This window comes from Labrenzia sp. C1B70 (assembly GCF_000475395.1).
Classification (GTDB): domain Bacteria; phylum Pseudomonadota; class Alphaproteobacteria; order Rhizobiales; family Stappiaceae; genus Roseibium; species Roseibium algicola.
Genome location: NZ_AXCE01000061.1, coordinates 112,981 through 126,086, shown reverse-complemented (window position 1 = coordinate 126,086; position 13,106 = coordinate 112,981). Strand labels below are relative to the sequence as shown.

13 protein-coding genes are annotated in these 13,106 nt (G+C 59.5%); 8 read left to right on the top strand and 5 right to left on the bottom strand.

Translation table 11 applies throughout. The features are described from left to right. Nucleotides 1-11: 11 nt before the first annotated feature. Both Q666_RS60220 and Q666_RS60215 read right to left on the bottom strand, forming a co-directional pair. Nucleotides 12-1,337: an MFS transporter gene (locus tag Q666_RS60220; RefSeq protein WP_208993781.1), complete on the bottom strand. Its 1,326-nt coding sequence runs from the start codon at nucleotides 1,335-1,337 to the stop codon at nucleotides 12-14. Further along, nucleotides 1,334-1,897, bottom strand: coding sequence for a chalcone isomerase family protein (locus Q666_RS60215; protein ID WP_022998010.1), 564 nt, complete (start codon nucleotides 1,895-1,897; stop codon nucleotides 1,334-1,336). The genes Q666_RS60220 and Q666_RS60215 overlap by 4 nt, the downstream gene beginning before the upstream one ends. A gap of 430 nt (nucleotides 1,898-2,327) precedes the next feature. On the opposite strand from Q666_RS60215, the gene clpS reads away from it, so the two are divergent. The 3 genes from clpS (at nucleotide 2,328) to Q666_RS60200 (ending at nucleotide 5,070) form a co-directional block, all read left to right on the top strand. After that, nucleotides 2,328-2,630 carry an ATP-dependent Clp protease adapter ClpS gene (gene clpS, locus Q666_RS60210; RefSeq protein ID WP_022998009.1) on the top strand — a complete coding sequence of 101 codons (303 nt, stop codon included), beginning with the start codon at nucleotides 2,328-2,330 and terminating at the stop codon, nucleotides 2,628-2,630. Nucleotides 2,631-2,917: 287 nt separating this feature from the next. Next, nucleotides 2,918-3,922 carry an NAD-dependent epimerase/dehydratase family protein gene (locus Q666_RS60205; RefSeq protein WP_022998008.1) on the top strand — a complete coding sequence of 335 codons (1,005 nt, stop codon included), beginning with the start codon at nucleotides 2,918-2,920 and terminating at the stop codon, nucleotides 3,920-3,922. Next, entirely contained in the window at nucleotides 3,922-5,070 is a 1,149-nt protein-coding gene (locus Q666_RS60200) for an aminotransferase class V-fold PLP-dependent enzyme (RefSeq protein ID WP_022998007.1), read from the top strand. Before Q666_RS60205 ends, Q666_RS60200 begins: the two co-directional genes overlap by 1 nt. A gap of 9 nt (nucleotides 5,071-5,079) precedes the next feature. Here the strand turns inward: Q666_RS60200 and Q666_RS60195 are convergent, their stop codons facing one another. Continuing rightward, nucleotides 5,080-5,682 carry a sugar transferase gene (locus Q666_RS60195; protein ID WP_022998006.1) on the bottom strand — a complete coding sequence of 201 codons (603 nt, stop codon included), beginning with the start codon at nucleotides 5,680-5,682 and terminating at the stop codon, nucleotides 5,080-5,082. A gap of 175 nt (nucleotides 5,683-5,857) precedes the next feature. Beyond that, a complete protein-coding gene (locus Q666_RS60190; RefSeq protein ID WP_022998005.1) occupies nucleotides 5,858-7,339 on the bottom strand; it encodes a hypothetical protein in 1,482 nt (493 codons plus the stop codon). A gap of 267 nt (nucleotides 7,340-7,606) precedes the next feature. Here Q666_RS60190 and Q666_RS60185 point away from each other — a divergent pair, with 267 nt between their 5' ends. Both Q666_RS60185 and Q666_RS60180 read left to right on the top strand, forming a co-directional pair. Continuing rightward, the gene (locus Q666_RS60185) at nucleotides 7,607-7,897 is read left to right on the top strand and encodes a hypothetical protein (RefSeq protein WP_022998004.1); all 291 of its coding nucleotides are present in this window, start codon (nucleotides 7,607-7,609) and stop codon (nucleotides 7,895-7,897) included. 101 nt (nucleotides 7,898-7,998) lie between these two features. After that, a complete protein-coding gene (locus tag Q666_RS60180) occupies nucleotides 7,999-8,373 on the top strand; it encodes a hypothetical protein (protein ID WP_022998003.1) in 375 nt (124 codons plus the stop codon). A 96-nt stretch (nucleotides 8,374-8,469) separates the two neighbouring features. On the opposite strand, the gene Q666_RS60175 is transcribed toward Q666_RS60180, so the two are convergent. Beyond that, nucleotides 8,470-9,675, bottom strand: coding sequence for a DUF1176 domain-containing protein (locus Q666_RS60175; protein ID WP_022998002.1), 1,206 nt, complete (start codon nucleotides 9,673-9,675; stop codon nucleotides 8,470-8,472). Between the two features lie 236 nt (nucleotides 9,676-9,911). Here Q666_RS60175 and Q666_RS60170 point away from each other — a divergent pair, with 236 nt between their 5' ends. From Q666_RS60170 to Q666_RS60165, 3 genes are all read left to right on the top strand, one after another. Continuing rightward, a complete protein-coding gene (locus Q666_RS60170) occupies nucleotides 9,912-11,849 on the top strand; it encodes an OmpA family protein (protein WP_152533453.1) in 1,938 nt (645 codons plus the stop codon). A 262-nt stretch (nucleotides 11,850-12,111) separates the two neighbouring features. Continuing rightward, nucleotides 12,112-12,285 (top strand): hypothetical protein, encoded by a 174-nt coding sequence (locus tag Q666_RS66325; protein WP_022997999.1) that lies wholly within the window; start codon nucleotides 12,112-12,114, stop codon nucleotides 12,283-12,285. A gap of 329 nt (nucleotides 12,286-12,614) precedes the next feature. Continuing rightward, a complete protein-coding gene (locus tag Q666_RS60165; protein WP_022997998.1) occupies nucleotides 12,615-12,902 on the top strand; it encodes a GIY-YIG nuclease family protein in 288 nt (95 codons plus the stop codon). The last annotated feature ends 204 nt before the right edge of the window (nucleotides 12,903-13,106 follow it).

Sequence of the window (13,106 nt, the reverse complement as noted above, 5' to 3'; positions counted from 1 at the left end):
GCCGGGACGGGTTACCCGGCGGTTTTTTCCTGTGTCAGGTCCTTTTCAAACGCGATCAGGCACAAGAGCGCGCACAGTTTGATGAGGCAGGGCACGCCCGCATAAGTGAGGCTGAGCAGAAAGCCGAGTTGTGCGGTGAGGGCAGTTCCCGGCTGATACCCGAACAGGCCCAACAAAGGCAGCGTGAGGCCGGTGGCAAGGGCGAGACCGGACTTGGACAAGAACGCCATAATCGCAAACAGGCGGGAAGCTTCCCCCTGTCGCCGGTCCGTGTCGATATGGTCGGCCAATATGGCGGGTGGCAAGGCAAGGTCAGCACCTAGCGCCAGGCCGGACAGGGCGCAGACAAACGCATAGGCTGTCAGATCTCCCTCTCCCAGAAGAGCGGCCCAGCAGAACGTGAAGATGGCGCCGGCCAGTGACATTTGCCACGCCCGCACCTTGCCGAAATGTCGGGCAAGCCGGGTCCAGAGCGGCATCGAGATGACGCCTGACAGGAAATAGACCAGCAGAAAAAGCCCTGTGTAGCTCTCGGCCCCCAGCCTGTCGCGGATGAAGAACAGCACCAGGACGGCGGGGATCGCGCTTGCGAAAATATTGAGAAACAGCAGTCCGAAAAACAGACGCCTCCAGCGGCTTCGCAACAGGGTCCACCAACCCATTACCGGACCAGCTGTTTGCGGGTTCTCAAGGGGTGCCGACCGCATCCATCGTAACAGCAGCCACAAGGAGACCGCCAAAAGTGGCAGATAGCCAAGCGTCAAATAGAGAAATGCCGTTTCGAAGCCGGTCCGTGTTGCCAGTGCGGCGGGAAGGACTGACGCAATGAGGAGACCGGCAAGCCCGAACCCTTCCCGTGCTGCCGTTACCGGGGTCCTGTCGGAGGCGCTGGTTTTCCAGAGACCGCCCAGTGTCTGGTAGTTGATGGTGACGACCGAATATCCTGTGGTGCAGATGAGCACGGAGGCAGCAAACCAGACAAGCGGTGCCTCCTTCCAGGGATGAAACAGCATCCAGAAGCCCACGCCAAGCAGGATTGCGCCAAATGCCAGAACAGTCCCGCGCCACTGGTGAAACCGGTCGCTGAGGCTGCCAATGAAAGGATCCTGGATGGCGTCGAACAGGCGCAGGGCAAGAAGAATGGCGCCGAGCGTCGCCACGGGTTGCTGCAAGGTGACGGCATAAAAATCCGGGGCGTGCAGGTAGATCGGCAAACCGGCAAATGCCAGGGGAAACGCCATGACCCCATAGGTCGCAAGGCCGGAAAGCGTCACGCTTCCAGTATTACCGGACTTTTTTGGCAGAGCCGCAGCGTCGTCCGACAATCGTGTTGTCACGAACCGGACCCGACCAGTTGCGCACGCAACTGAGGATCACGCGTGTTGTTGCCCAGCCAGATAGCGAAGAATTTTTTCGTGAATGCCGGGTCGGAGATCGTGCCGAGCTTCTGGTTGCCGAGATAGAACTCGGTCTTGCCGCTGCTGGTGCGTACACCCGTAATCGATTGTCCGGGGGAGACATTTGGAAACAGGGCTTCCATCTGGGTTTGCCACTTGGCAAGCTGAGCATCCGAGACGCCGCCCTGCCGGCGGATTTCCTTGACCGAGCTTTCAGCGATCTGCTTGCCCTTGAAGGTGCGCAGATAGGTGAGCTTCAAGGCAAAAGGGGCGGACGGGCTATAAGTGCCTTGCGGGGCATAGAGTTCCGCGTCAAACACCTTGAAGCCGAGGAAGGTCATCCGGCCCTTGCCAACCAGTTCGGCAGACGGAAGCAGCCTGGCCGCTGAACCCAGGTCGGCGAAGGCCGCGCCGGCAGGTGCTGTAACAGCGAATGCCAGGGCGAGCGCGAAAGCGAACCTGCGCCACCGGAACCCTTGAGTCTTCAAATGAGGAAACATCGAACAACCCTCCGCAGATCTTGTCGTGTACCCAGCCTGAAAGGATCTACGGGGGAACCGCGTTGCCGGATTAGTGAAAGCAACCTTCTTTCGGAAAACCGCCACAGAGGAGACGGCCTGCCTTTCATCTCGCGGCTGTCTGGCGCCAAAACCACGGCGCTATGTGCGATAAGATCTCTTCAAGTCCTGCCTGCCGTTTTTTCTCGAAACGGTGGCAAGTTTTCCAGCTGTCATGTTTTCTTCGATTTCGCGATGCAGTATAGTAAGGGAAAGCATGGGCCTGCTGTGGACGCTGCGTCACTCAAGATGACGGCATCGGGAGCGGATCGGGTCTAGCAGCATGCAGCCGGTGAAATTCTCCGGCACAATTTCCATTTCTCAGGTGAGACCGCATCGTGCGGAACCTTAGGCGTCAGCTTGGACGATTGTCATGAGTGAGATCGATTTCAAACCGAAACTGAAGCAAAAGACGAAGGTGCAGCGGCCAAAGCTCTACAAGGTGATGCTGCTGAACGACGACTATACGCCGCGGGAATTTGTCGTCCTGATCCTGAAGGCGGAGTTCCGTCTGGATGAGTCCCAAGCTGAGGTCGTGATGATGACAGCGCACCAGAAGGGCATCTGTGTTGTCTCCGTCTATCCGCGAGACGTCGCCGAAACCAAGGCTACACGCGCTATCGATGCTGCGGTTCAACTTGGCTATCCGCTGCAGTTCACCGTTGAACCTGAGTGAAGCTGCTGCCGGCTAAATTCCTTCGTCAATTGTCATCGTCCATGCAGGCTTAGCCGCGCGCGCTCTGACGGCAGAGACGATCTTCTTGTGTCAGGTAACTGACAAAAAAGAGCTATTTGTCTTGGGGGAGACTGCCGGGGGGCAACTTGTTCTCGTCAAATGCCGGCCCGGGACGCTGTGCTGCTCAGACTGCGTTTCACCCTCGCACACCCTCATGCCGGAGGTGACTGGCACGAAATCTGCTGAATATGCAATCAAACGCTGCATATATCAGGATTTGTGCCAATATGGAACATTGTGCAAAGACAGTTGCTCCGAAACAGAACATTTCCTTTCGCAAGATCGTTGTAACCGGTGGCCTGGGTTTTATCGGGTCCAAGGTTTTCAAGCGTGTTGCAAGGATGGCGAATGTCGCCGAGACGGTGATCCTGGACCGGGTCTCCTACGCGGCTGATTTTCGCCGCCTGGCTCCCATCGGTGAAGCGGGAGATCTTCCCGTCATTCGCGGAGATATCCGCTCGCCGATCGATGTAGCGGCTGCGCTGTATGAATGCGACGCCGTGATCCATCTGGCGGCAGAAACCCATGTGCCGCGGTCGTTCGCCGACCCGGAACTCTTCTTTGACGTCAATGTGACCGGCACTGAAACCCTTCTGAAGGGGGCGCAGGACGCCGGCGTGAAGCATTTCATTCATGTCAGCACGGACGAAGTCTATGGTCCTGCAATGGAGGAGGTTCGCGAAACCGCTCCGATGCGGCCGACGACACCCTATGCGACATCCAAGGCCATGGCTGAGGAAGCCGTCATGATGGCTGCGCAAAATGGGCTCAGGTCAACGATCCTGCGACCGACCAATGCTGTTGGCACTGGACAGAACCCGGAAAAGCTGTTTCCGCGTTTCGTCATGCAGGCATTGAAGGGCCAGAAGCTGACGATTGAAGGCACGGGGGCCCAGGAACGCAGTTTTCTGCCCGTCAGCGATCTCGCTGCCGCCATCGGTCTGGTGCTCAACACACAGGACGAACAGGCGCTCGAGATCTTCAACGTTTCCGGGGAAGAGGACTTGTCTGTACTTGAGGTGGCGCGGCGGGTTTGCGAAATAACCGGCGTCTCCACCGGTCTTCATTTCATTCGGGATCGTGTAACCAACGATGCGGCTTACCGGATCGACGACAGCCGCCTGCGGTCTCTCGGGTACCGACAGAAGAGTTCAGTCGATCAGGAGCTGCGCGCGATCTACCGCGAAATGCGGGCCCGTGTCCGTCGCTTTGCCGACGAAGAAAGGTTCTGATGCTGAGCCTGCCGACAGAAGCTGCGCTTCCGCCGATCCGCTTTCATGCGCCGCATATTCCACCCGCAACTTACGATGCGGTGGCATCGGCGCTCAGCAGCAAACATCTGCGCTCCGGCGGGAGTTATAGCCGGAAGGCGAAGGCGCTGGTGAGCCAGCATGTTGGCCATGACCGTGTGTTCCTGACCAATTCCTGCACGTCCGCACTTGAAATTTCGGCCCTTGCGCTGGATCTGGGGCCGGAAGACGAGGTCATCGTTCCTTCGTTCACCTTCTGCGCAACCGCGACGGCCTTTGCCCGCAAGGGAGCGCGGATCGTGCTGGCCGACATTGATCCGGCAACGATGATGGTAACGCCGGAAACACTGGAGGCACGGCTGACAAGCCGGACCAGAGCTGTCGTCGTTGTGCATTATGGCGGCGCGGCAGCTCCAATGGCGGCAATCAAGGATCTGTGCGATCGGCACGGGGTCGTCATTCTGGAAGATGCGGCCCAGGCATTCGGCGCGAAGCAGGATGGCCGGGCCGTTGGGACGTGCGGTCTGTTTGCCGCCTATTCCTTCCATGAAACCAAGATCATCAGCGCCGGGCACGGCGGCGCTCTGGTGTTGAACAGCGACAATTCCCACCTGCGCGAGCGTGTTGAAGAGCTGTTGGCGCGAGGCACGAACTTTCCCGCCTTCGCAAGGGGCGAAGTCAACCACTATGAATGGACCTCGGTTTCTTCGAGCTTCGAAATGCCCGACCTGAATGCTGCCTTGCTTTACAGCCAGCTGGTGCATTCAAGAGAGATCCTCCTGAAAAGCCGCGCGATCTGGGCGTACTACGAAAAGTCTCTGCGGGATCTGCCGATCGAGATCCTGCGGCCAGGCAAGGGTACAAAGGCGAATGGCTATTCCTTTGCCTTCCTCGCAAGCGACCGGGAAACGACATACCGGATATTGCAGGGGGCTGCCCGAATGGGGCTTGGTATGCAGTCACACTACAAGCCGCTGCATCTCTCCAGCTTTGCCGGGCGGATTCTGGCGGGAAGCTGCGTTGGAGCGGAAAACACGTGGGGCCGGCTGGTGCGTCTACCGGTGCACATGGACCTGAGCACGGGTGATGCAGCCCGGATCTGCGAGTTCCTCAAAGTTGAACTTGGCTGAAGCGATCAGTTACTCCCGATTTTCAGCCGAAACCGCCCGGTGCAGCAGAGTGGCCAGGGTCTTCATTGCAAGCTGCGTATGGGACATGAAACCGGCCTGTTCGAAATAAGCGGTATCGCGCGCGAGCCGTTCGGGCAGGATTTCGCGTGCATAGACATCTTCGGCGTCGTTCGCGCCTTCGATCCGGTTCAAATTGGTCAGGGCCCACAGGGTGCCCGGGCTGATCAGGCCAGGCAGGAACAACAGCGATCTTCGCATCTCATCGTCATAGTAACGGGCGACAATGCCAGGGTCTTCCGGCCTCGGCCCAAAGAACGCCATGTCCCCCCGCAGGATGTTGAACAGCTGCGGCAGTTCGTCGAGCTTGGTGTTCCGCAGGAAGCTGCCGATGGGGGTGATACGGTTGTCCCGCACTTCGGTGATCGCGCTTGCGTCGCTCGTGCCGGGGCGCATGGTCCGGAATTTCACCATCGCAAAGGTACCACCGCCCAGGCCGGTTCGCCGGGCGATGAAAAACGGCGCCTTCCGGTCACCAAGCCAGACGAGAACGGCGATGCCGGCCAGAACCGGCGACAGCAGGATCAACAAAATGGCGGCGAATACCTTGCTCATCAAATCGTCATTGTACGGGGATGTCGCTGAAATACGCCCGGTGCGCCCGGACATTCTGCCGGAAACGCGGCAGGAAAACGGTCTTTGAAAAACGAGGCCCCGGACTTGGATAGCCGGGGCCTGATCTGCTCGTGTTATCTGTGGCCGGTTGACAAATGCCGGACAGAGGGCTGCGTCAGTCGCGCAGCTTGACGATCTTGTCGTCGCCGCCGTTCGGGGTGTTGTCGTCCGGACCGTCGTCGTCGGATCCGTCGCCGTCAATGTCGATCGGCTCGAATTCGTTCGAAAGCGGCTCGGTAATGCCAAGCTCGGCAGCCGGATCGTAGCCTTCGGTCAGTCCGAGTTCTTCGGCAGGACCGCGTCCTTCCATTGCCATCTGATAGTTCACGATGACCGACTTCAGCTGGACGATCTGCTCGTTGGCAGTGTCGACCTGGATCTTGTAACGCTGCAGACGCTTGTTCTCTTCGATCAGGTCTTCCAGATTGTCGGCGTATTTCTGGTTCTGGTTGCGCTGGTGGTTCAGGTCCGTCAGGGCCGAGTTGTAGCGCAGGTTCAGCTCACGCAGCTTGGCGGTGGTCGCCATTAGCTCGTTGCGGTCTTTTTCGTGGTTCTTCTGCGCACTGTCGAGCAGATGTTCGATTTCCTGCATGCGCTTGAGAAGATCGCGGCTGCGTTCCTTCAGCGTGGAGTTCTCGCGCGCCATCTCCTGCAGAGACTGGGCGCCGATGCGGCGCTGGGACGAGAGGTTTTCGATTTCCGCGTTCAGCGCATAGACCTCGTTGTCGTGCTTGCGCTGTTCTTCCTCAAGCCGGCTTTTCGCGTAGGCCAGTTCCTGATTTGCAACATCCAGATGAGACTTGAGGTCGATGTTGTCGTTGCGGAATTCGCCGACTTCTCGCTTGACCGCTTCCAGCTCGCTTGTGACCTGGTTGTTCTTGCGGATTTCGTCTTCCAGCAGCTTGGCGCTTTCGGACAGGTTCTGCTGCAGTTCCTTTTCGCGGTGACGAACCGCTTCCAGATCCGAACCGAGGCTCTCGGCATGTTTTTCCAGCGTCTCGAACTTGGCCTTGAGGTCGTTGAGCTTGCCGGAGAGATCAGACACCTGGGAATTGGCTTCCACGAGCTTGGCGCTCTGCAGCCGGTATTCCTCGTTGACTTTCTTGTTGTTGTCGCGAATGGAGACGATGTCGTTACGGGCGGTTTCCAGCGCCGTGCGGGTCTCGGTTGCACGCTTGCGCAGGGAATGGACTTCGGCCTGGGCATCTTCCAGCTGGGTGGTGAGCGTCCGGACCTTGTGTTCGGCGTCAAGCAGGTCGGTGGAGATCTTGGCGTTTTCGGATTTCAGCCGGACCTCGGTTTCCACGGTCGTCCGGGAGCCTTCAAGGTATTCGGCCATCAGGCGGATCGACGTCTGGCTTTCCGCAGCAAACGCAGCCATCTGTTCGAAGGTCTGGTTCAGACCGCCGATGCGGGACTTGAGCCCGTCCAGATGGTTCATCTTTTCCTGCATTTTCAGGGCGAACGGGGAAAGATGCTCGATATTGCTCTTTTCAGGAGCCTGCGCGGTTTCCTGAATTTCGCTTGCCTCTTTCACGGTCTCGACCCGCTGCTCCTGGTCACCGCCGGGGCGCGAGGATTTCGAGAAAATGCCCATTCCTGTCTCCTGACTTTCCCGCCGGCGCCGCCCGGCGAAAGATACGCAAAACTTTAACTCTTTATTAACCCATAAGCGCTGGCGGTTTCAACGACTCAGGGCAAGCTGACCGCAGAATACAGTGTGAAGTGTTACCCTCAAAAGACAGATATCCCCGGCATTTTAACGGATTTGCACCTATGGTTAACAAGTGTGGCGGGTTGCAACGGGCCGCACATGCCGCAAAGACTGTTTGCGGGCCGTTCCGAAGTGGGAAGGAGAGAGGGCATGACACCCGCTTATCTGATCTTCATGACCTTCATGACGCTGGCATTTCTCCTGATGATTGCCGGCTATGTGAGCGCTCTTCTGTTCATCAAGCGTCTCAACCTTCTGGAGGAGGCTGCGTTTTCGCCGCTGAAGGGCGTTGGCATGTGGAAACGGATGTTCACGCCTGGCGGGTTTGGTGACGAGGCTGAACCCGGACGCCGACGCATCGCGCGGCTCTATTTTCTGGCGCTGGCGGCTTTCGCGATTGCCATCGTCCTGTTTTTCGTTCTGCCGGCGGTCCCCCGTTAAATTCGGGCCGGGTTGTCTCAATCTTCGCTGATTGCAGTTGACGTCACTTGCCGTATCCGCCGAAATGCCGGGGATTTCTAAAAGTTTCCGCGGAGACAGATATGCGTATTTTCCAAAAGACATTCCTGTTGGGCCTTGCTCTGCTTTCCCTTTCCTGCCTCGCTGCCAGTGCCTATCAGGTGTTTCACACCTACAGGATTGCGGGCAGCGATATTCTGGCCGTTGCTGAAGGAAACCATGTCGATGAAGACCCGCTTGTCCTGTCCCTGAAGCTCGACATCGGCAGTGGGGAAACAACCGATCTGGTGATCGAGACAGACGGCGACATTGAAGAATGCAAGCTCCAGCTTGAAACCATCATGGGATCGCACTCGGCCTATGCGGAAATCGTCGTCGACATGAATGCCCAGACCATGAACGGCGTCCTGATGGTCCAGTGCGCAGTCTTTCATGGGCTGTTTCCGGAGAAGCAATAGGCCCGCCCAAAGCATCAATCAGACCACCATTCCAGATCGGCTCTCGGCTTGCACCTCGCTTGTCCGGAATGATGGTGGTGTTTTGGGGCGAAAGCTCTAATCCCCCATCTCGTCGATCGTCCAGCTCAGGGGCCAGCCCTCGGGCGGGCCGGTGATGCCGTCGCAGTCGGTCTTTTCGAGATATTCCATCAGGGTGTAGTTGCCGCTTTCCGCTTCAACCTCGTGGCGCTCGAAGGTGCCGCAGTCGTAGTTGGGCGAGTGGTAGGTGGTGCCCGTCACCTGGCCGCTGCCCGGGTCGTAGAACAGGTTGTTGACCAGGGCATGGTTGGGCTGGTTGAAGCCGGGGGGTGTCTCGAACTCCTTCCACTCGTCCAGCGACGGATCGAAGGGAACATGCATCGCCATGTAGTAAGGCACGTTGAGGTCGGCCATCTGACAGGGAACGACCCAGGTCTCCACGTCGCCTTCCGCGTAGTATTGCGCGCCGAAGGCTGGCACCGTTTCCGCAAGCTGACAACCCAGCGTGCGGTAGCCAATCATCTGGATCTCGTCCGGAAGCTCGCTGACCGTATAGACCTGACCAATCTCGCCGCGGTTGACGCCGCTGTTGCTGGTCTCCTGAGACGGCATGATCGGTGGCGGCAGATCGTCGACGGGTGCCTCGGCAACCGTTTCGGCTGGTGCCGGAGATGGGGCGGGAGCAGGCTGTGCCGGTGACGGGGATGAAGCGGCGGCTGCGGCAATGCCGGTGGCTTTGGCAGAAGGCAAACCTCCCCAGGCCACGATGGCGTCCTGCCGGCCGATGCGGCCCTGCACTTCATCCATTTTCAGGAGTGCATGGGTGATGCCGGAGAGCGAGACTTCGTAGGTGATCGTGCCCGCGCTACCGCCAAATTCGATCTGGATCGAAGCGTCCTGGCCGAGGCGCAGGTTTTCGATCAGGTCCCGGTCGGCGTCACCACCGAAGGTCATCTCATTGCCGGTGTAGACCTTTGCAGCCTTGCCGAAGAAACCGACATTGTCCTCGTCACCTTCGATTTCGATCCGAGCGCGCATGCCGGTTTCGAGCGGCGTTTTCGGCCTTAGGGTTACAAAAACCTGCGCGTCTGCCTTGGCGCTGCGTTCCACCTTAAGCCTGAACGCTTCGTCATTGGAACCGGTGCCTTCGGTTTCGGCAATGCAGTAGGTCTTCTCGTTGCAACGTAGCGACCAGTCGCCGAATTCGGTTCTCGCGAATTCGGCTGCCGCCGGCCCGGCAAGGACCAGCGCGAGCGATGAAAATGCAAGTATTTGTTTTGTCATGTCAGCCCCCTCTGACAATGCCGGCTGGTCGCCGGACCCCACCCCACCATGACCCTGTGCGACCGCAAGTCAATCGGGCGAAAGACGGATGTTCGGAAAGTCGAGGTGACGCAAGGGCACAACCGCATCCGCGAAAATGACGTTGGAACAAAAGCTCCGGTCACTTGTTTTCCTTCGAGTGTTCCAGGCCGTGATCGGTTCGGGAAAGTTCGTTGGGGGGCGAGAGGATGAAAAGAATGACGTCGAGATTGCTTCGAAATTCAACGGCCATGGCGCTTGTCCTGGCGATTGGCCTGCCGCTGCAGCCGGGCCTGCCACGTGCTCAGGAGACGACTGTCGATTGCGCGGCTAATCCGGATCAGGAAGCCTGCAAGAACCAGGAAGCCGCACCTGTGGAAGAAGCGCCAGCCACTGACGCGCCTGCCGAAGAAGCCCCCGCCGCAGAAGCACCTGCTACGCAAGCACCTGCTACGGAAACTCCTGCCGCGGAAGCTCCGGCTGAAGAAGCCCCTGCCGAGCCGGCAGCTGAAGAAAGTGCGGTGGAAGATGTTGCCCCCGAAGCTGCTCAGGAAACCCAGGCGGAAGAGCCGGCGCCTGCCGCTACTGAGCCCGTTGCGACGGAAGATGCGCAGCCTGAGGCGAAACCGACAGCCCCCGTGGAAGAAGCAGCTCCTGCCGAAAAACCCGCCGCGCCGGTTGAAGAAACCGCGCCGGTGGAAAAGCCCCTGACCGCTGAGGAAACGACCGCGCCGGAGGCAAAGCCGGAAGCGCCTGTCGAAGAAGCGGCGCCTGCGGAAGAGACCGCGGCCGAGCCGGCATCCGAACAACCGGTGGAAGGGCAACCGGCTGATGCCGGACAGGCAGATGCCGCGGAGAGCACGGAACCTCAGGCGGAAGAGCAGCCGGCGGATGCCGTTTCGACTGAAGCGCCTGCGGCCGAGGAACCCACTGCGCAGGAGAGCACCGAGAAGAGTGCCGAGGAAACCGCCCCAGCAGAGCCGGCTGCGGAAGAAACCGCTACCGATGAAGCTGGTGCCGATCAGAAAACAGCGGAACAGCCGCAGACTTCTGAAGAGATCGCACCTGCTCTCGCCCCGGTCGAAGCCACCGCGGCAGATGAAACCGTGACCGAGGAGCCGGGTGAGCCGATCGCGGCCCAAGCGACCGCACCGGCGGAAGAACCGGCGGCCGTCGTCTCGGACGACGCAACGGAAGCGCAGCGCGCCGAAATCAAGGCGAAGGAAGAACGCCGCCGTGATGAAGCCCGCGACCGCAGGCTGGAACTGCTTGGTGCCGCGGCTGTTGGTGTCGGCGTCGGCATGCTGATCCCGGCCCTTGGCGGCAAGGTGGTCGAGGATCAGGGTGACCGGGTCATCGTCGAGCGGGACGGCGAATATTTCGTGCGCAAGGACGAAAGCAGCCTGCTGCGCTATGGCGATGACGAGTTCCACGCCGAACGCCTGCGTGGCGGCCGCACGCGCGAAACAGTCACCCGCACCAACGGCGTGAAGATCATCACCATCCGTGACGAGGGCGGCTATGTGCTTTACCGCTCACGCCTTCTGCCGGATGGCCGCGAGTATGTGCTGATCGACAATCGCGAATACAACCACCGTCGCCGTAACTACGACCGCGAACTGCCGCCGCTGGAAGTCGGCATCCCGCGCGATCGTTACATCGTGCCGGCGGGCCGGGCGAACTATGACGAGATCTACCAGACCTTCACCGCGCCGCCGGTGGAACAGGTGGAGCAGGCCTATTCTCTGCGCGATATTCGTGAAAACGAACGCCTGCGCGACAAGGTGCGCCGGGTGGATCTCGACACGATCACCTTCGACACCGGCAGTGCCGTGGTGCGCCAGAGCCAGGTGCCGCAACTTGAGGACATCGCCCGCGCATCCCAGGCCCTGATCGATCAGGACCCGACGACAGTGCTGTTGATCGAAGGCCACACGGATGCTGTCGGCTCGGATGTTTCCAACCTCGCGCTTTCCGACCGCCGTGCTGAAACCGTCGCCCGTATTCTGGCGGACATTTATGGCGTGTCGCCAGAGAACATGGTCGTTCAGGGCTATGGCGAGGACTATCTGAAGGTCGATACGCAAGGCGCTGAAGAGCGCAACCGCCGCGTGACGATCCGCAACATCACGCCGCTTTTGAGCGCGCGCAGGTAACAGGCAAACGGTGCGGCGCCAAGTTTATTGGCGCCGCGTTTCCTGCCACGAACCGGGCCCGGGACAGGAAGGTCTCGCCAGATGTGGGAAGGCATCATCCTCGCCATAACTGACATTGACAATTCCTGATGGCCCGGCTCATGTGGCCGCACAGATCGGTCCGCGCCGGAATTCTCCGGGTGGTCCGGGATTGATACGATCCGCCTGGCCGACCCTCCGTAGGCGAGCGGCACATACGACAGAACCATTTTCGAAGGTCTTCATGCGACTGACACCTCCTTCCATTATCGTTTTCCTGATTTCTCTGGCCCTTTTTGTTGTCGCGGTGCTCCCCATGCTGGGCGTCGCCGTCCCCAGCATCGGCGTGTCCACCGTCCACCTGCTGATCGGTTCCTGGGCCGTGCTGGCCGCCGGCGTGCTGTTCAAGGGCATCTGAGCGGCTCAGATCTCGTAAGAAGATGAGCGAGCTACGCTCGCGCTGACGCGCTGGATTCCGGATCAGCGTGCAGCCTTGCTGCACTTGTCCGGAATGACGGTGGGGAGGAAAAGCTCGCCACACTTCTCACGCGTCCGAGTCCTAGGGCGCGATGGGGGCAGCGTTGAAAACGGATTTACCGTCAGAGTTACCCCTCCCTGACCACACCCACCCGTCATTCCGGACAAGCGTAGCGCAGCTACGCGCCGATCCGGAACCCAGACATATTTCATGCCAAAGGCATGACCTTAATTCTTGTGAGGCTTGGCGATGCACGGAATAGTCGCACCATGCCCGCTGCCGTCTACATTCTCGCCTCGAACCGCAACGGCACGCTCTATATAGGCGTGACTTCCAACCTGCCGCGCCGCCTCTACGAACACCAGAACGGCCTGATCGACGGCTTCTCCAAGACCTACGGGGCTACCAGGCTCGTTCATGCAGAACTTTTTGAACGGATGGATGAGGCAATCCTTCGGGAAAAACAGCTGAAGAAATGGCGGCGCAGCTGGAAGATCGACATCACCGAACGCAGCAATCCGCAATGGCTGGACCTATCGTCCTCGGCGCTTTTGTAAAGCGCCACGCAGACCCCTCGGATCTCCTGGATACCCGCAGCCTCATCCCCACCCACCCGTCGTCCCGGACAAGTGCGGCAACGCTGAACGCCGATCCGGGATCCAGACATATTCTGCGCCAGAGGCACGCTCATTTCCCATGGAGAGAGGACTGAGGAGCGAGCTGCGCTCGCACTGATGCGCTGGGTTCCGGATCGTCGCGCA